Source organism: Williamsia sp. D3, assembly GCF_000506245.1.
GTDB lineage: Bacteria > Actinomycetota > Actinomycetes > Mycobacteriales > Mycobacteriaceae > Williamsia > Williamsia muralis.
In genome coordinates this window covers 93,405-111,236 of sequence record NZ_AYTE01000047.1, presented here as the reverse complement: position 1 = coordinate 111,236, position 17,832 = coordinate 93,405, and the positions used below count along the sequence as shown (strand labels likewise).

Genomic DNA, 17,832 nt, shown 5'->3' with positions numbered 1-17,832 from the left:
ACGGCCCGCGTCCCTGAGGGACACCTGGCGGCGTCTGGCTGCCGCCAATCATCTGACGACAGTCATCTCCCCGACGGTGCGGAATCCGGCGTTGCCCATCGACGATTCCGGGGTGTTGTGCGACCGCGCCGAGTTCCGGTAGCGATTGCAGTACGAGTCGTGACAGAGGTAGGAACCCCCGCGCAGCACACGCGCGCGTCCCCGCTGGGGGCCGACGGGGTCGACCACATCGCCACTGCGGTAGTACCGGGGATCGAATCGGTCCTCGCACCACTCCCAGACATTGCCGGCCATCTGCCACAACCCGAAACCGTTGGGCGCGAATGCTGTCACCGGTGCAGTACCGACGAATCCGTCATCCCCGGTGTTGTTCGAGGGGAACTCGCCCTGCCAGATGTTGCATTGCCAGGTCCCATCGGCCGCCAGCAACTCGTCTCCCCACGGATAGCGGGCGCCCGCGATCCCACCTCGCGCTGCGTACTCCCACTGGGCCTCGGTGGGTAGCCTGCGCCCCGACCACTCGCAATATGCCTGTGCATCATGCCAACTGATGTGCACGACAGGATGGTCGCCGAGGTCGTCCAGATCGGACGAAGGGCCGAACGGGTGCGCCCAGTCCGCACCGGCGACCGCGAGCCACCACGGCGCGGTTGGAGACCGGCCCACCACATTGCTGCCCTCGGCCACCAGTGAATGGAAGACGGCCGAGGATCCCTGTTGCTCTGCCACCGTGGTGTAACCGGTGGTTGTCACGAACTCCGCGAAGTCGTTGTTGCTCACCGTGACGGCGTCGATGTCGAATGCGCTGACCGCGACGTCGTGCAGCGGCGACTCCCCGTCTGCGGCAAACCCGTCGCCCGTCGAATCACCCATGGTGAATGTCCCGGCCTGAATGCTCACCTGCGAAACCCGGTGCGTACCTCGACGCTCGACGGAGGTCGCCGCCAACTCCGGTATTCCTTCGGACCGTGGGGTGCAGCAGGACATGGGCCCATCGTATTCGGCGGCCGATACCACCGGAGTGTTCGCCGACGTATCGCGAACAGTTCGACCGCTCGCTGCGAGCCGAGCGCTCGATCTGGATAGGCTGACGGTCGAGGTCATCCTCAGTGCAGATGTGCAGTTCGTAACCGACGAAGGGGTCTGTCGAAAAATGAGTAGCGTCCCGAGCGAGTCCGCCCGCGAGTTCGACCTGACCGGGTCACATGCCTGGCAACAGCTGTCGGCCCACCAGTCGCACGTGTACGCGATGCACCTGCGGGAGGTCTTCGCGGTGGACCCCAAGCGCGGTGCCGAGCTGACCATCGACGTCGGCGACCTCCACATCGACTACTCCAAGCATCGCGTCCTGCGCGAGACCCTCGATCTGCTGCTCGACCTCGCCCGGGAGGTCGGGCTGGAAGAGAAGCGCGACGCCATGTTCTGGGGCGAGCACATCAACACCTCGGAAGACCGTGCGGTACTGCACACAGCACTGCGGTTGCCACGCGACGCCACGCTCAAGGTGGACGGCCAGGACGTGGTGCACGACGTCCACGAGGTGCTCGACGCCATGGGTGAGTTCACCGACAAGCTGCGTTCGGGTGAGTGGAAGGGACACACCGGTAAATCGATCGAGACCGTGGTGAACATCGGCATCGGTGGCTCCGATCTCGGGCCGGTTATGGTCTATCAGGCTTTGCGTCACTACGTCGACACCGCGATCCGCTGCCGGTTCGTCTCGAACGTCGATCCCGCCGACCTGGTTGCCACCCTCGCCGATCTCGATCCGGAGACCACCCTCTTCGTGATCGCATCCAAGACCTTCACCACGCTGGAAACGCTGACCAACGCGGCGGCGGCGCGTACCTGGCTGCTCGAGAAGCTGGGTGCCGGACCCGAGGCCGTCGCCAAACACTTTGTCGCCGTGAGCACCAACGCCGAGAAGGTGTCCGAGTTCGGCATCGACACGGCGAACATGTTCGGCTTCTGGGATTGGGTCGGTGGGCGCTACTCGGTGGACTCCGCGATCGGCCTGTCGGTGATGGCGGCGATCGGCAAGGAGGCCTTCGCCGATTTCCTCGCCGGTTTCAATCTGATCGATCGGCATTTCCGCACTGCGCCGCTGCACCAGAACGCGCCGGTCATCCTGGGCCTGATCGGCCTCTGGTATTCGAACTTCTGGGACGCCGGAGCCCGTGTGGTGCTGCCCTATTCGAACGATCTCTCCCGGTTCGCCGCGTACCTGCAGCAGCTCACGATGGAGTCGAACGGCAAATCTGTCGACGCGCACGGGCACCACGTCACCACGGACACCGGCGAGATCTTCTGGGGCGAGCCGGGAACCAACGGGCAGCACGCGTTCTACCAACTGCTCCATCAGGGCACCAGGATGGTGCCGGCAGACTTCATCGGTTTCGCCGAGCCCACCGACGATCTGCCGACGGCCGACGGCACGGGCAGCATGCACGACCTGTTGATGAGCAACTTCTTGGCTCAGACAAAGGTTCTCGCGTTCGGCAAGACCGCCGACGAGGTCGCCGCCGAAGGCGTCGACCCGCATGTGGTGGCGCACAAGGTCATGCCGGGCAATCGGCCCTCCACTTCCATCCTGGCCCCGAAGCTGACGCCGTCGGTGGTCGGTCAGTTGATCGCCCTGTACGAGCACCAGGTGTTCGTCGAAGGTGCGATCTGGGGTATCAACAGCTTCGATCAATGGGGCGTCGAACTCGGCAAGACGCAGGCAAAAGAACTGCTCAAGATCATCACCGATGACGATTCCCCTGCGCCGCAGGATGATTCGTCCACCGACTCACTGGCCCGCTGGTACCGGACCCACCGGGGCCGCACCGCGTGAGAGCACAGGGGCGCCGCATCGGCGTACCCCGGCGCATCGATCGGCTCGGGGTGACCGATGACATCTTCTGGCGAACCCACCACGGGATGGGTATCCCCACCTCGATGCAGGGACTGTGGCGCTTCGACGCCGTCCTGACCCCCGCGGATCTCGAGCCGATGTACCAGGCACTGGCCGCGGGCCCGCTGACGCGACGCGTGGTGCGCGGGCGGGTGTGGCCGGCGCGGAGCAGCTTTGTCCACGGCGCAGACCTTGCCCCGATCCATTCGGAGAGCGGGCCCTTGCCTCCCGGTGGGATCACGGAGTGGGCCGACTCTCGAGGCGACACCACCCTGAACATCGACACCGGTCCGGTGTGGGAACTCTCGGTCGCCAGACTTTCCGAGGGCGGCAGCGTGGTGTCGCTGCTCTGTTCACATGTGGTCGCCGATGCCCTGTCTCTGGTGCGTGCCGTGCAGATCGCCTCAGGTGCAGCGCCTCCCGTGGATCAGGTAAACGATCTGCCCACCGTGTCCGACGACATGCGTGATGCGGCCAGACAGCTGCGGACGGTCGTCGGGGGTGTCGCACGAAGTCTGTGGAAGGCGATGATCGACTCGCGTCGGCGAGCCGAATTGTTCGCGGCGGCAACTCGATCGGAGCCGATGCCCGCGAAAACCGAAGGTGCTCCCACCTGGCGTGAACCGACAGCCATCTTCTCGATCGATCTCCGCGCCTGGCGCGAGGTGGCAGATGCACACGGCGGTACCGCCAACACGTTGTTCACGGCGCTGATAGCCGAACTGGTGTTGGAGGTCCGGGGTTCGGGCCCTGTCGAGTTGATCATTCCGATCTCACTGGGTGGTGCTGCCGGGAACTCACTGACGGCGGCGACGGTGTCGGTGTCCACGATCGACGAGTGCCGAGACCTGGCCGGTCTGCGCACCCGCGCACGTCTCGCGTTTCGAGCCGCAGGGACGGGTGTGGGCATCGGTCCGCCGGCAGGAATGCCCGAAGAACTGGTGCAGGTGATCGGTCATCGGGCTGCCCACAGGCTGATGCCCGACCCAGGGTCACGAGATGGTCTGGCGTCGAATCTCGGGGCGCTCGACGGCATGTTGACGATGCTTGCCGGTCATCGCGGCCGTGCCATCGCCGCACGGTCGGTTCACGGCGGACTCACCGGGCGGCAATGCGGGCACACCCGGACATCAGTTGCCGGATGGGCCGCCACCACGGGCAACTGCCTCACGTTCTGTATCGGAACGCCCGACCCCGCAGTTGCGCGCAGCGAGGATCTGCGCCTTCTGATCGACCAGATCCTTGCTCGATGGGATCTGACACCGACGTACTGGTAGTCGAGGTCAGTTCGGCGCCCAGTCCGGGTTCCGGCCGATGAAACCGAGCAATCTGGTCTGCACATCGGCGTCGTCGGACACCGGCACGCGGGCACCGTATTGCCCCGATGACCGCATCATCTCTTCAGCCGGCTCCATTCCGGTCAGCAGTGCGGCACAGAAGGCCGGGTCCAACCGGTCCTCCTGGCCGGTGGCACGGGCGATGTCCCAGGTGTGCATGAACACGTCGGCGGTGTAGAACTGGTCGATCGCGCGGCCGAGCGGTACGTCGCCGATGTGCGGATTGCTCAGGACCAAGTCCTCGGTCGCCGGGTCGTCGAGCACCGCCTGCACGGCGTCACACTGGGTGAGCCACGCCCCGACCGGGTCGTCGTCGACCCTCGGCCCGGACGGCAACCGAACACCGCTGCCGCCGGCGAGGAACGGTGGGAACCACTCTGTCAGGTGGCGCACCACATCTCGGGCCGTCCAGTCGGCGACCGGTGACGGCACATCCCAGGACTGCGTGCCACGGACGCGATCGCTGAAGATCCGGCAGACCTCACGGTGCCGTTCGGCTGGTTGATCAGACAGCGTCACTGGTCAGCATCTCCTCGAGTTTGGCGTATCCCTCGTTGACCCCGACCTCCATACCGCTCCGAAGCCAGGCGTCCCGGCCCTCGAAACTGTCCACCAGCGATTGCGTGCGCAGCCGGGTACGTCCGTCGCCGAGGTCGTCGAACCACAGGGTTTCCAGGGCCACCCCATCGGGGTCACCTTCATACGTGAATGTCTGCACGATGCGGTCCGGCCGGATGTCGTGGAAGCAGCCGCGAAAAGCGTATTCCTCTCCATCGCGGGTGGATACGAACCGCCAGCTGCCGCCGGAGCGCGCGTCCCATTCGTCGATGCGTGTGTCCAGTGTGCTGGGTCCGATCCACTGCGCAAACAGCTCGGGATCGGTGTGCGCCCGCAACAGTTGCTCGGGCGTGCCCGCGAACTCACGGGTGATGCGAATGATCGGCACGTTCGGATCGGCCTCGATCTTCGCCTCGGTGGTGGTGCTCATGCCGTGTTTCCTTTCTGCTCATCGTTGCCTGACTCGGTGTCGTTCACACGTGCAAGAACCGCGTCCAGACGGCGGTATCGCTCCTCGGCGCGCCGCCGGTACCGCTCGATCCAGTGGTCCATCAGGTCAAAGACCTCCGCTTCGAGTCGAACGGGCCGGGGCTGGGGCCCCGGCGGCCGTGTCACCACTCCGGCGTTTTTCCAGGACCTTGAGATGCTTGTAGACCGCCTGAAGCGAAATCGGGTAAGGGTCGGCGAGCTCATTCACCGTCGAATCACCGGCCGAGAGCCTGGTCACCATGTCGCGCCTTGTCGGATCCGCAAGCGCGGCAAAGATCCGCGATAGCTCGTCCACCACGCGCCCCCTTCCTGGGCTTTCAACCTTTCGGTTTAAACTACGATAGATCGCCCCGGACGCGCGAGTCAACCACCAGGTTCAAAGAGTCGGACTCGGCGCTGCGGGTTGACCCACGACAACAAGCACGTACCGTCGGACCAATGAGTTTTTCCGCCTCCGAGGTCCACTCGGCGTTCGAATGGACTGATACCAACCGACTTTGGCTGATCGAGAACCCCATCCGGATTGTGATCTATGTCCTGGCGGGCCTGGCCGTCAGGTATGTCGCACACCGAGTGATCGACCGTGCCACCCGGCGGCCACGGGCCACCGGTGACGGTGATGCACACCAGAAGCCCGCGATCGTGCGCCATCTGCGCGAACGAACTCCCAAGGCGCTGCGTGATCCCCAGGTGATCGAACGGCGACAACAACGGGCCGAGACAATCGGTTCGGTTCTCAAATCCACAGCCTCGATCCTCATCCTGGTGTGGGTGGTGCTCACCTGCCTGAGCGTGGTGCAGGTGAACATCGCACCGTTTCTTGCCTCCGCCGGACTTGTGGGTCTGGCCATCGGTTTCGGTGCCCAGAATCTGGTCCGGGATTTCGTCTCGGGCGTCTTCATGCTGCTCGAAGATCAGTACGGAGTCGGCGACATCGTCGACCTCGGTGAAGCCATCGGCGAGGTGGAAACCGTGGGGCTGCGTGTCACCACCGTCCGGGACATCGATGGAACCCTCTGGTACGTCCGCAACGGCGAGATCATCCGGGTCGGCAACATGAGCCAGGACTACGCCGTGGCCCGGGTCGAGGTGCCCATCGCCCACAACGTCGATCTCGAACGCGCCGAACAGGTCACACTCGACGCCGCACACGAGGCAGTGGCTGACGAATCCACCGCCCGGGACGTCCTCGGCGCACCCGAAATGCTCGGTGTGCAGCAGATCTCGGCTGACATGGTGACCTTGCGAGTGCTCATCAAGACCCGACCGAACGCACAGTGGTCGCTGCAGCGTCGCGTCCGCAAGCAGATCTTGGAAGCCTACGAGGCGAACGGCATTCGTCTGCCGTACCCCAATGGCCGGGAGCTGGGCCCGTCGGCACTCGTCAGAGCCGGCGAGGCTCCGGGCTCCTAGCCGTCACTCCCAGCGAGCCTGATCGAACAGCTCGTCTGGAATGGGGTCGCCTGGTTGCACGTCGAGGGCTTCCAGGCGACCCATGATGACGGCGGCCAGCGCCACGTGGGTGACCACGTCACGGGGTTCGGTCACCCGTTCGTCGGCAGACCCGCCGATGAACTCGAGCTCTACTGTCGGCGCGCAGGTTCCCATCGGTATCTCTCGGTGTCCCGTCTCGGCGAGCCATGCCGAGAAAGCTTCGCCGTCAACAGCTTCGGTGATGTCGCCGCGGTCGATGGACGCCATCAGCTCGGGAAGCGTTGCGAGCTCGCCGCTGTCGCCGGTCGACGGGTCGAAGCCGAAGACCTGATCGGGGGCCACGTCCGGTTCTTCGTCGAGGGTGAAGTAGAGGATGCCCCGCCAATCGCCCGCGTAGCAGGTGATGTCGTCGCGACCGAAGACATCGCAGAGCAGATCACTCATGCGTACCTGGCGTTCGCTGCCGTAGAGCTGGAATGCGCCGCGCCCGTAGACCTCGCCCTTTCGTTTACCCATACCGCTCACCCTACGTCGCCCGTCATCTGCGTCCAGCACTTACGATCACCGCATGAGTGTGCGTTCCACTGTGGTCATTGCAGCCCTCAGCGCAGTCGCCATCGCCCTGGCCGGTTGTTCGAGCAGTGGTGACGACAAAGATCCGGCGCCCGCGAGTCCGCGCGTCACCGTGCCGGTCTCGGCCGATGTCACCCTGCCTGCCGGACCTCCGGAGCGGACCGAACCCGGCGACTCACTGCAGTGGTCGCAGACAGCAGTTCTACCGGCCGATGCGTTTCGCCCCGAGCAGCAGTTGGCCGGGTTCACGGTCACCGGCATCGAGCCCGGAGCCGACGGCGATCTGCCGGAGTCGTTCACTCATGGCGGCACACCCTTCTACGTGCGCCTCACCATCACCCAAGCCGTCGACCGTCAGCGCAACACGATGTCGACGGCGGGGTTCGCGGGCAGCGCCGACGGGGTGACGCCGGCACTCACCCTCACACCTCCGGACGGGTTCGCCAAATGTCAGGCGGCCGAACGGCCACAGACGTTGACCAAGGGGCAGTCGTTCGCCACGTGCCTTGTGGCGCTTGCCGATCCGGGCACACAGTTGAGCAGGGTGATCTATTGGGCCGACACCGGAGAGGGACCATTCGACTACAAGTCCGCACCCGTGGTGTGGTCGGACGGATCCCCGGCGCCCCCCTCGGGTTCGGCCGTTCCGACCAGCTGATCGACCGTCGCGACCGAGCTCCGGGGTATCTGCCGACGCGTGTGGGCTGTTCGCCTGAAGATCCGCTGAAAGCTCCCGCTGGCCTGCGATGAACGGCCCACCTACCATCGAGGCAGCCCTCAGCAAGGAGTTCGGTACAGGTGTCAGCCGACAGGACACGCGGTGTCCGTGCGATGTTCCGCCGCGATCAGGGAGTGCGCATGCGCTCCACCGTCGTCGCGACCATCATCGTCGCGCTTGCGCTGATGACCGGCGGCGCCCTGATGCTGTACATGCTGCACCGCCACCAGGACCGCACGATGTACGAGGCGACGGGTTCACGGTCGTACGAAATAGCCCGTCAGATCGACGAAGGTGGCATCGGCAACATCGCTCCCCGGTTGCTCGCCCCCACCACGGGCGTGGACATCATCCAGGTGGTGAACGCGAACGGCGTCGTGGTGTTCAGCTCGCCCGACTCCGACGAAGATCCCATCTACCCCGTCTCTCCTGGGTGGTGGAAGACCGAGCGTTTCGACGTCGAGGTTCCCGGTCGATCCGGGACGTACTGCGGACAGGTGACCGGTGCCCAGTGGCAGGGTGTTGATTACAACGTGATCACCGCGGTCTCGAAGCAGCCCTACCTGTCCGGGTTGCGCGGCACCGCAGTGATTCTCGCGATCGAGTTCCCGCTGATCATCCTGATCGCGGGTGCGGCGGTGTACTACTTCGTCGGCCGCGCGCTTCGGCCGGTCACCCGCATCACCGAGCAGGTCGAGGCCATCACGAGTTCGGATCTGAGCCGGCGGGTTCCGGTGCCCACCACCGACGACCAGGTGACCCGGCTGGCCTCCACCATGAACACGATGCTCCAACGGCTCGAGCAGAGCCGGGACAGTCAGCTGCAGTTCGTGGGCGACGCCTCACACGAATTGCGTTCGCCGCTGACCACATTGGTGGGCATCCTCGACCTCGCCGATGACACCGACTCAGCCGTGGACGTCGACACCGTTCGCACGATCCTGCTTCCCGAGGCCTTGCGAATGAAGACCATGGTCGCAGATCTGCTGCTCCTGGCACGTGCGGATGAGCGCGGTATCCCGTTGATCGTCGACGAGGTGGACCTCGACGACATCGTCGGCGCGGAGGCTCAACGGCTCCGCTCACTCGGGTTGGCAACAGTGGTCGCGGAGGTGACGCCCATTCGGGTGATCGGCGATTCGGAGAAATTGACCCGCGCGGTTCGCAACGTGACCGACAACGCTTCTCACCACGCGAACACCACGATCACGCTGTCGATGAGCGAGGACGTCGGGTCGGGCACCGCCACGATCGAGGTGGCCGACGACGGCCCCGGTGTACCGGCGGACGCTCGCGGGAAGATCTTCGATCGCTTCTACCGCCACGGCAATGATCGCGGCCGGCACTCCGGCGGATCGGGGCTCGGTCTGCCCATCGCCGCCGAGATCGCGCGGGCGCACGGCGGATTCATCGCCGTGTCGAACACGCCAGGCGGCGGGGCCACCTTCAGCATCACGATCCGGACCGAGACCACCATCGCGGCCGAGACCGGCAAGGCCGCCGCCGGCAGCCCCGAGCCGTCACTGGTCGTCGGACAAGCAGTATCCGGATCCGCGCACAGTGCGGATTGAATCCAGTCCGAAAGGGACGTCGATGCGCTTGCGGAGGTAACGCACGTACACCTCTACGATGTTCACGTCCCCGCCGTAGTTGTCGTCCCAGATCGCTTGCATGATCTGCGTTTTGGTGACAACACGACCCTTGTTGCGCATCAGGAACTCGAGCACCGAGTATTCGCGCGGTGTGAGTTTGATCGGCTCGCCGTCACGGGTCACCCCGTGGTCGGAGGGATCGAGCCGCAGGGTCCCGGCGGAGAGAACAGCCGGCCGCTCCTTGCCTCCGCGGCGCAGCAGAGCACGCAGACGCGCCTTGAGGACCACCACGGAAAAGGGCTTCACCAGGTAGTCGTCGGCGCCGTAATCCAACGCCTCTGCCTGGTCGTATTCACCATCCTTGGCGGACAGCATGAGCACCGGTGTCCAGATCTCCCGCGCACGCAGTGCTTTGATCACCTGGTAGCCGTTCATCTCCGGCAGCATGATGTCGAGCACCATGACGTCGAACTCGTTCTCGGTCGCCTGCCACAAGCCGTCGGCCCCGTCGCGGGCGATCACCACACTCCACCCGTCACTGACCAGCATGCGGCGAACTGTCTCTGCCGCGCGGACGTCGTCCTCGACCACCAGAACGCGCACCTAGCCGACCTCCGACCCCGATTGTGTCCCACAGGCCACTGCCTGCGGCGAGCATAAACGAGTCAGAGCAACCTGCGGGTGATCCCGGCCGGGAGATGACGCAGCGCCAGATCGATCCCGGTCCACGGCCACCGCGGCACCACGGCACGAGCGCGTTCTGACTCGATCGCGGCGACCAGAGCCTGCACGCCGCTGTCTCTGTCGGCCATCAGCTTGGTCTTCACCCCCGCATTGATGTCTGTGGAAATGTACCCGGGCAAGATCACACTGACCTTGATCGGCGAACCCGCGAGCTCGGCCTGTAAGCCCTCACCCAGAGCCGACAGACCCGCCTTCGATGCCGAGTACGCGGTTTGCGCCTTGGGCAGACCTCGAACCGCACTCATCGAACTGATCAGGACGAGGTGGCCCGCATTCTGCGCCCGGAAGATCTCCATCGCGGCCTCGATCTGTGCCAGCGCACCGATCAGGTTGGTCTGTACGGTCTCGATGTTGGCGTGTGCCTTGCCGGTGCCCAGTGGGGCGCCCTTGCCCAGGCCTGCGTTGACGATGACACGGTCGAGCCCGCCGAGGTCGTCGCGCAACCGCCGGAACGCGATGGGCACCGAAGCGGTGTCTGTCACGTCCAGCTGGGCCACCGCAACACGGCCACCCCGCCCGGAGAGCTCGGTCTGCAGGTCTTCGAGGCGGTCGATGCGGCGGGCGCACAACGCCAGGTCACGACCCTGCGCTGCATAGGCTTTGGCCATTCCCTCGCCCAATCCCGAACTGGCGCCCGTGATCAGGATCTTGTTGCGTGTCATGGCCGTGAACTTACCTGGCCCCGTCCTACGCCGGTGACGACGGACGGGTTGACCCGAACCGACACACCACCGGGAAGCTGCGCTCTGAACTCGCCGTCACCCCAGCGAAAAGCCAGACCGGGTTGCGGGAAGTCGGTGCTGATCATGTGCGCGCCCGAGTCCAGTGCGGCAGCCACCCGGTTGTGCTGGTTCGCCTTCGCAGTCGAGACCGGGTCGTCGGACCGGGTGCGCACCAGGTATCCGCGGCGCACGAGGTCGGTGATGTGAGCACCGTTCGCGCCTCGTGGATCGTTCACCATGATGAACGCCGAATCTGTCTCGGCAGGATGCGGAGTGGTGAATGCCACCCGCCCCTCCAGGTTGGGCCGGCCCGCTCGATAGTTGTCCCGGACGTAGGTGTTGTCGCCGTAGTCGAGGAAGAACATCACGTGCCCCCGGACATCGTCGAGTAGTGGCCAGCCGCTTGTGAGCACGGCATGTTCCAGTGTCTCGGCGTCACCGCGCACCCGGTCCGGAGTGATGATCCGGTGGTCGGCGAACACAGCCCGGATCTCCCGGTCGAGGTCATCGAGAACCGTTGTCGTCCATCGTGGTACCCGGGCGCCACCGGTCAGCCGTGCCCATGGCCACGACCCTTTCAGTTCGAGTTGAACAACGATGGGCACATGGCCGGGGTTCGACGTGGACCATGCACTGATGGTCTGCAGGGCGCCGGTCAGCGTCGGGCAACTGGTGCGGTAGTCGGCGTCGGGGCCGTGCATCACCTTGAAACCCGGCTCATTCCAGAGACTCTCGGGGCGTGGACCACGGCGGCGCCACCGTCTGGCCAGCGGGTGGCGGTACAAGCCGCCCTGTGGGTCGGGATACAGATCCAGCTCGAGGCCCCGTACCGCCTGCTCGCCGAGCTGACGGTCCAACGGCAGGTGTTCATATCGGTAGGAGTCGAGGTTCGATCCCATCAACCAGGTGAACCGTTCGTCCGGCGGCATCAGCTGATGACTCGAGTTGTGCGTCGCCATGAACTGGATCTCGTTGAGTCGCAGGCCGGATGGCAGTTGGTCCGTCCCGTTCTCACCGCGGTGGACACGGGCCGATCTGTCGGATGTGGTCACTTGAGCAGTCGTGACATCCGGCGATCGGCCAGCACCTTGCCGCCGGTCTGGCACGTGGGACAGTACTGGAAGGAACGGTCGGTGAAGGACACCTCTCGAACGGTGTCACCACACACCGGACACGGCAGACCTGTTCGCGCATGCACTCGCAACCCGGATCGCTTCTCGCCTTTGAGCCGCGCGACCTCTTGCCCCTCGAGACGGCCGATGGCGCCTTCGAGCACGTCGTGGATCACGGCGTAGAGCTCGTCGATCTGGGTAGCCGACAACCCCTTTGCGGTCGCGAACGGCGAGAGTTTGGCGGTGTGGAGAATCTCGTCGCTGTAGGCGTTGCCGATGCCGCTGATGGTGCGCTGGTCGGTGATCACCGTCTTGATGCGGGCACTCGTCTTGCCGAGCAGGGCGGCGAGTTCGTCACGGCTGAGAGCGAGCGCATCCGGACCGAGTGTCTTGATCCGTTCGACCTCGTCCAGGTCGCGTACCAACCAGACTGCGAGACGTTTCTGTGTGCCCGCCTCGGTGACGTCGAAGCCCTCACCGGGCAGACCGCAGTGCACCCGGAGTGCGATCGGCCCTTTTCCTCCGGGGCGCGGCGGGGCTGGTGAGAGGTTGTCCGACCATCGCAGCCATCCGGCGCGGGACAGGTGGATGATCAGGTGCAACCTGGGGTCCACATCGCCGGGGTCGGTCGCAGCGGTGGTGATGACCAGGTATTTTCCTACTCGTCCCACCGACTCCACGATGCGGCCCGTGAGCGCCGTGTACGGCGGGTCGGCCGTTTTGAGCACTGCCAGTGACGCCACGTCGACTCGTCGGATGGGCAATCCGGCGGCACGGCCATCAACGTAATCGGCGATGGCCTGCACCTCAGGTAACTCAGGCATGTAGACAGTGTGCTCTAGTAACCAGATGCGCTCTACTGGTTCGGCGTCGGACGCCGAGTTGGCCCGACTACTGGCCGAAGGCGCCGGGAAGATTCTCGTCGACATCCGTCACGAACACCTGCTGCAGGGGCGACTGCTCGGCGACGTCGGCGATGCGATGGCGCAGACCTGGATCGCCGCGGTGCTGGCCGAACACCGCCCCGCCGACGCGGTCCTGTCCGAGGAGGCACGCGACTCCGCCGGCCGTCTGCGCGCCGACCGGGTCTGGATCATCGACCCCCTCGACGGCACCCGCGAGTTTGCTTCCGGTCGCAACGACTGGGCGGTGCACATCGCTCTGACGATGGGTGGCCAGCCCACCGATTGCGCGGTGTCGCTGCCTGCGATCGGTCAGGTGTTCGCCACCGACACCGTGCCCGTGGTCGAGGGTGAACTCACCGGCCGGATGGTGGCCTCACGCGGGTGGTCGTCGTACGAGGCCGACCACGTCTCCCGGCGCATCGGTTTGCAGATGATGCCGATCGGGTCCGCGGGCGCCAAGGCGATGGCCGTGGTGCGCGGTGATGCCGACGCCTACGTCCACGCCGGTGGTCAATACGAGTGGGACAACTGCGCGCCGGTCGGAGTCGCCCGGGCTGCGGGTCTGCACTGCAGCCGTATCGACGGTTCGGAACTCGAATACAACCGGCCCAGCCCGTTCATGCCCGACTTCATCATCTGCCGTACCGAACTACGCGACCCGATCCTCGCTGCCCTCGACGAGATCCTCTGACATACCCGGCCCTCCCCCGATGATGTGCCCTTTTGGCGGCGCCGACCTGGGGTTGTTTTCGCCAGAAGGCGACATCATTGGGGAGAACGGGGTTTGCGGAGCAGATAGATGTCCATGATCCAGCCGTGCCGCTCACGCGCGGCAGTGCGGACGTCGCGGATCTGCTCCCCCACCTCGCCGACGGTTCCGTCGATCAAGATCTCGTTCTCGGTTCCGAGGTAGGCACCCCACCAGATGTGGTCGAGCGCATCTGCGGTGTCCAGGAAAGCGCAGTCGGCATCGAGCATCACCACCTGGTTGGCGGCCACATCCCCCGGGGTGTCGGCCAGCTTGCGTCCGGTGGTGATGTGGATGGGTTCGCCGATCCGGTTCAGCAGGATCCGATGGGCCGCGGTCAGAGCCGAGACACTGGAGATTCCTGGAATGACGCGATGGTCGAGGCCGATGTGCCCACGACCGATGATCGTGTCGACGATCCGCAGGGTGCTGTCGTACAGGGCCGGATCACCCCACACCAGGATCGCCCCCACCCCTCCCTCTGGCAGTTCGTCGATCAGGGCCCGCTCGATGAGGTCAGCCCGGGCGTCGTGCCATCTGCGGACCTCGGCGGCGTAGTCGGCGGGGTTGCGATCGCGCGGCGGGTCGGGCACCTCGACAAACCGGTACCCGCCCTCGAGATAGCGCTCGCAGATCTCCTGACGCAGTCCCACCAGCGACTGCTTCACCTCGACTCCCCGTTCGGGAGCCTTGTCCAAGACGAAGAACACCTCCACCGACTTCATCGCCTCGATGGCCTCGATGGTGACCTGCCGCGGATCGCCGGGGCCGATACCGATGACCAGAAGCGTCCGCTCGGTCACGGCCGCGCCTTGGGCAGGTTGTGGAATCTGCTCGTGATGTCGAGGATTGCCCGGCGCGGCAGCACACGACGAAGCGCGAACACGATCGGCGCCCGATTACCTTTGGCGTACAAAGGTTTTGGATCCGGACTCAGCGCCGCGTCGACGACGACCTCGGCCATCTCGACAACGCCGAGACCGGCCTCCTCATTGCGGCGGGTGGCCGCAGCGACGATGTCGTACTCGCGTCGGTAGGCGGAATCGTCGGCGATGAAGTAGCCCCGGCGGTCGCCGATGCCGGTGGCGATGGTGCCGGGCTCCACGGTGCAGATGGCGACGCCGAAGGGCGCGAGTTCGCGACGAGTCGCGTCGGCGAAACCTTTGATGGCGCATTTGGTGGCCACGTAGGTCGACCGGAAGGGCAGCGGGAAACTCGCCAGCATCGAACCCACCATCACCACGGTGCCGCGACCACGCTGACGCATCCCTGGCAGAACCGCCTTGGTCAAGGCGATCGGACCGAAGACGTTCGTGGCGAACAGCTTCTCGATCACCTCCATCGGGGTGTCCTCGAGCGGCCCCATCTGGCTCTCGCCTGCGTTGTTGATCAAGATGTCCACCGCCCCGGCCTGCTCGGCGCATCGGGCAATGCTGGCCGGATCGTTCTGGTCCAGCTCGAGATAGCGGACGCCGGGGATGGGATCGGTCACAGACTCGGGGTGACGGCTGGTACCCAGCACGGTCAGCCCACGAGACACCAATTGACGAGCTACTTCGGCACCGATGCCACTGGAAGCGCCGGTGATCAGCACAGTTCGGGTCATGCGAACACAGTAGGCGGTTGCCGACGGCTGACCGAAAGCCTCCGCCGACGATGAGTTTTCGGGTTGACCACGGTCAGTTCTCGCAGGGTGGTCATTTAAATCAGTGGCGAACCTGGGAATTACCTGAGCATCCTTTGTTGTTGGACCGGGTCGAGTGTGGGAAGTGGGTGTGGGCCTGTGATTGTCGGAATCACGTTGGCGTTGCTGGCCGCGGTCGGCTACGGACTGTCGTCGGTGATGCAGGCGCTCGGTGCGCGCCAGGCGGCACGCGAGAACGCCGATGACCACCGCATGTCCACCGCGGCGGGTTCGCCCACGTTGCAGTCGACCGTCGCCACCGCACTCACCGGCGTGTTCATCGTCGGCGCGTTGTTCGACGTCTTGGGTTTCATCGCCGGTGCCGGTGCCGCACGCGCATTGCCACTGTTCCTGTCCCAGACCATCGTCGCCGGAAACCTCGTGGTCACCGCCCTCTTGGGCACCCGGTTGCTGGGAATCAAACTCCATGGCCGCGACTGGGCAGCCATGGGCACCGTGATGGGTTCGCTGCTGCTGCTCGGGGCCGCGTCAGAACCGCACACCTCATACGAGACGTCGAGGTCGTTGCATTGGGCACTGTTGCTGGCCACCCTGCTAATTGTCGGCTTGTCACTGTTCGGTGTGCGGCGTATGGGACGCGGCGGATCGGTGGCGGCCGGGGCCGCAGCAGGTTTGCTGTTCGGTGCGGTCGCGATCGGCGTCAGAGTGCTCGACGGCGTGTCCCCGTTCTCGATGTCCACCATGCTCGCCGACCCGGCGGCCTGGGTCATCGCCATTGCCGGGGCCGCAGGTTTCTACTTGCACACGGTGGCGCTGCAGCTCGGTGCGGTCAACGGGTCGACCGCGGCGCTGGTTGTCGGTGAAACCGCGGCACCGGCCATCGTCGGAGTCATGTGGCTCGGCGACTCGACGGTGCCGGGGCTCGAATGGCTTGCCCTGGCAGGTTTCACGTTCGCCACACTCGGCGCGGTTGCCGTTGCGATCTTCGGAACGGCAGAAGCCGAACGTTCCGCTGAGGAGAATCTTCGGGGCGATCGTGCGGACTTCTCGTCCGGCGAGTTCACCGTACCGGCTGACTGCAGCTCGTTGGAGCATCCACCAGTGAGCAGAACTGGGCCGGCCGGGTGGGTCGATAATCTGACCGAACGCCTTCACCGGAGATGATGTCGCGGTAGGCGGCCACCGCATCGGTCGGCTGCCGGGTCAGTGACGGGTCGGACTTCACATCGACGCGGTAGAGGCCGAATCGTGATGCGTAACTGCCCCATTCGTAGTTGTCGGTGATGGACCAGTAGTTGTAGCCGACCACGTTCATACCGTCGGACTTGGCGCGGGAGATCCAGTATGCGGCGTCGCGGAGCTGGTCTTCACGCTTGTATCCGTCGGGCCTCGGTTCGCCGTCCTTGGTGGGCATACCGTTCTCCACGATGTAGAGCGGCGTGCCAGGGAACTTTCGCGCGTAATACCGCAGCGCGTAGTAGAGCCCATCCGCCGACGTGGATGCCTTCCAGTACTCCTCGGTCGCGGCGTTGTAGGTATTCAAATCCGTTGCGGCCACGGAGTAGTAGTAGTCGATGCCCACGAAGTCCTGCTTGTCGGCGATGCGGTCGAGGAAGAGTGCATCGAGGGCCGGCTGCACGGTCGGCAGATAGGCCGAGTTCGACGACACCCAGGCGCCTGGCTGACGGGCGTGGATGTAGTCGTAGATGGCGCGGTGCACGTGTACGAGTTGGTTCATCATCAGCGGAACGTTTTGGGGCGCAAGACCACCGAAGTTCACCTCACGAAGAAAGGTGTAGACCAACGGTTCGTTGATGGTGATCCAGATCGGATCGTATGCGGCGTAGCGGTCGACCACCGCGCGCGCGTTCGCGAGCCAGTCCGCAGCCATCGTCGGGTTGTTCCAGCCACCACGATCAGCAGCCCAGCCCGGGTACACCCAATGGTCGAGGGTGATCATCGGGCGCATCCCCGCACGCAGGATGTGATGGATCACGTCGTCGTAGTAGGCGAGTTCCTGTTGGTCCCATACCCCCGGTGAAGGCTGAATCCTCGCCCACTCGATGCTGATCCGGTACACCTCGACACCCATCGACCTCGCGTTCTCGATGTCTTCGGCGTAGCGGTGGCGGAAGTCGACGGAGGTACCGACGCGGTCGTGGACCCGTGTGCTGTTCGAGTAGCGCAGCCAGTTGCTGTCCGGGGAGCTGCCCTCGGACTGGAATCCTGCCGAACCGACGCCCCACAGGAAGTCGTCACCGAGCACCGCACCCTGCGCCGAAGCGGGCGCGGCCGGGACGGCCACGGCGACGAGAATCGGGAGAACAACCGCGAGAATCCGCCTGATCATGGTCATCTC

The 17,832-nt window shown here is 65.1% G+C and carries 18 protein-coding genes and 1 pseudogene; 7 read left to right on the top strand and 12 right to left on the bottom strand.

Features of this window, described 5'->3' with window-relative positions; translation table 11 throughout:
- Nucleotides 1-48: 48 nt before the first annotated feature.
- A complete protein-coding gene (locus W823_RS53810; protein WP_031333472.1) occupies nucleotides 49-987 on the bottom strand; it encodes a formylglycine-generating enzyme family protein in 939 nt (312 codons plus the stop codon).
- 166 nt (nucleotides 988-1,153) lie between these two features.
- On the opposite strand from W823_RS53810, the gene pgi reads away from it, so the two are divergent.
- Complete coding sequence (gene pgi, locus W823_RS53805) at nucleotides 1,154-2,836, top strand: glucose-6-phosphate isomerase (protein WP_031333470.1); 1,683 nt, start codon at nucleotides 1,154-1,156, stop codon at nucleotides 2,834-2,836.
- The gene (locus W823_RS53800) at nucleotides 2,833-4,173 is read left to right on the top strand and encodes a hypothetical protein (protein WP_152538190.1); all 1,341 of its coding nucleotides are present in this window, start codon (nucleotides 2,833-2,835) and stop codon (nucleotides 4,171-4,173) included. Before pgi ends, W823_RS53800 begins: the two co-directional genes overlap by 4 nt.
- Before the next feature lie 6 nt (nucleotides 4,174-4,179).
- Here W823_RS53800 and W823_RS53795 read toward each other — a convergent pair whose 3' ends face one another.
- From W823_RS53795 to W823_RS53785, 3 genes and pseudogenes are all read right to left on the bottom strand, one after another.
- Nucleotides 4,180-4,752 carry a TIGR03086 family metal-binding protein gene (locus W823_RS53795; RefSeq protein WP_023962655.1) on the bottom strand — a complete coding sequence of 191 codons (573 nt, stop codon included), beginning with the start codon at nucleotides 4,750-4,752 and terminating at the stop codon, nucleotides 4,180-4,182.
- Nucleotides 4,739-5,221 carry an SRPBCC family protein gene (locus W823_RS53790; protein WP_023962653.1) on the bottom strand — a complete coding sequence of 161 codons (483 nt, stop codon included), beginning with the start codon at nucleotides 5,219-5,221 and terminating at the stop codon, nucleotides 4,739-4,741. Before W823_RS53790 ends, W823_RS53795 begins: the two co-directional genes overlap by 14 nt.
- Nucleotides 5,218-5,578, bottom strand: a pseudogene (locus tag W823_RS53785) (ArsR/SmtB family transcription factor). Before W823_RS53785 ends, W823_RS53790 begins: the two are co-directional and overlap by 4 nt.
- A 140-nt stretch (nucleotides 5,579-5,718) precedes the next feature.
- Here W823_RS53785 and W823_RS53780 point away from each other — a divergent pair.
- Nucleotides 5,719-6,693, top strand: coding sequence for a mechanosensitive ion channel family protein (locus W823_RS53780; RefSeq protein WP_023962649.1), 975 nt, complete (start codon nucleotides 5,719-5,721; stop codon nucleotides 6,691-6,693).
- A 3-nt stretch (nucleotides 6,694-6,696) separates the two neighbouring features.
- On the opposite strand, the gene W823_RS53775 is transcribed toward W823_RS53780, so the two are convergent.
- Entirely contained in the window at nucleotides 6,697-7,230 is a 534-nt protein-coding gene (locus tag W823_RS53775; RefSeq protein ID WP_023962647.1) for a hypothetical protein, read from the bottom strand.
- 52 nt (nucleotides 7,231-7,282) lie between these two features.
- On the opposite strand from W823_RS53775, the gene W823_RS0130875 reads away from it, so the two are divergent.
- Nucleotides 7,283-7,945 carry a hypothetical protein gene (locus tag W823_RS0130875; RefSeq protein WP_031333467.1) on the top strand — a complete coding sequence of 221 codons (663 nt, stop codon included), beginning with the start codon at nucleotides 7,283-7,285 and terminating at the stop codon, nucleotides 7,943-7,945.
- A 200-nt stretch (nucleotides 7,946-8,145) separates the two neighbouring features.
- The gene (locus tag W823_RS53770) at nucleotides 8,146-9,576 is read left to right on the top strand and encodes a HAMP domain-containing sensor histidine kinase (protein WP_235189677.1); all 1,431 of its coding nucleotides are present in this window, start codon (nucleotides 8,146-8,148) and stop codon (nucleotides 9,574-9,576) included.
- Here W823_RS53770 and W823_RS53765 read toward each other — a convergent pair.
- From W823_RS53765 to W823_RS53750, 4 genes are all read right to left on the bottom strand, one after another.
- Nucleotides 9,526-10,200, bottom strand: coding sequence for a response regulator transcription factor (locus W823_RS53765; RefSeq protein ID WP_023962643.1), 675 nt, complete (start codon nucleotides 10,198-10,200; stop codon nucleotides 9,526-9,528). The genes W823_RS53770 and W823_RS53765 overlap by 51 nt on opposite strands.
- Nucleotides 10,201-10,262: 62 nt before the next feature.
- Nucleotides 10,263-11,003, bottom strand: coding sequence for an SDR family oxidoreductase (locus tag W823_RS53760; RefSeq protein WP_023962641.1), 741 nt, complete (start codon nucleotides 11,001-11,003; stop codon nucleotides 10,263-10,265).
- Nucleotides 11,000-12,115 (bottom strand): Ca2+-dependent phosphoinositide-specific phospholipase C, encoded by a 1,116-nt coding sequence (locus W823_RS53755; protein ID WP_023962639.1) that lies wholly within the window; start codon nucleotides 12,113-12,115, stop codon nucleotides 11,000-11,002. Before W823_RS53755 ends, W823_RS53760 begins: the two co-directional genes overlap by 4 nt.
- Entirely contained in the window at nucleotides 12,112-12,999 is an 888-nt protein-coding gene (locus tag W823_RS53750; RefSeq protein ID WP_023962637.1) for a DNA-formamidopyrimidine glycosylase family protein, read from the bottom strand. The genes W823_RS53755 and W823_RS53750 overlap by 4 nt, the downstream gene beginning before the upstream one ends.
- Before the next feature lie 25 nt (nucleotides 13,000-13,024).
- On the opposite strand from W823_RS53750, the gene W823_RS53745 reads away from it, so the two are divergent.
- Nucleotides 13,025-13,771 carry a 3'(2'),5'-bisphosphate nucleotidase CysQ gene (locus W823_RS53745; RefSeq protein ID WP_023962635.1) on the top strand — a complete coding sequence of 249 codons (747 nt, stop codon included), beginning with the start codon at nucleotides 13,025-13,027 and terminating at the stop codon, nucleotides 13,769-13,771.
- Between the two features lie 74 nt (nucleotides 13,772-13,845).
- Here the strand turns inward: W823_RS53745 and cobF are convergent, their stop codons facing one another.
- Entirely contained in the window at nucleotides 13,846-14,631 is a 786-nt protein-coding gene (gene cobF / locus W823_RS53740) for a precorrin-6A synthase (deacetylating) (protein WP_023962634.1), read from the bottom strand.
- Complete coding sequence (locus tag W823_RS53735) at nucleotides 14,628-15,434, bottom strand: SDR family oxidoreductase (RefSeq protein WP_023962632.1); 807 nt, start codon at nucleotides 15,432-15,434, stop codon at nucleotides 14,628-14,630. The genes cobF and W823_RS53735 overlap by 4 nt, the downstream gene beginning before the upstream one ends.
- 177 nt (nucleotides 15,435-15,611) lie before the next feature.
- Between W823_RS53735 and W823_RS53730 the strand changes: the two genes are divergently transcribed.
- Nucleotides 15,612-16,637 carry a hypothetical protein gene (locus W823_RS53730; RefSeq protein WP_023962629.1) on the top strand — a complete coding sequence of 342 codons (1,026 nt, stop codon included), beginning with the start codon at nucleotides 15,612-15,614 and terminating at the stop codon, nucleotides 16,635-16,637.
- On the opposite strand, the gene W823_RS53725 is transcribed toward W823_RS53730, so the two are convergent.
- A complete protein-coding gene (locus W823_RS53725) occupies nucleotides 16,534-17,829 on the bottom strand; it encodes a family 1 glycosylhydrolase (protein ID WP_023962627.1) in 1,296 nt (431 codons plus the stop codon). The two genes, W823_RS53730 and W823_RS53725, sit on opposite strands and share 104 nt — an antisense overlap.
- Nucleotides 17,830-17,832 lie beyond the last annotated feature (3 nt).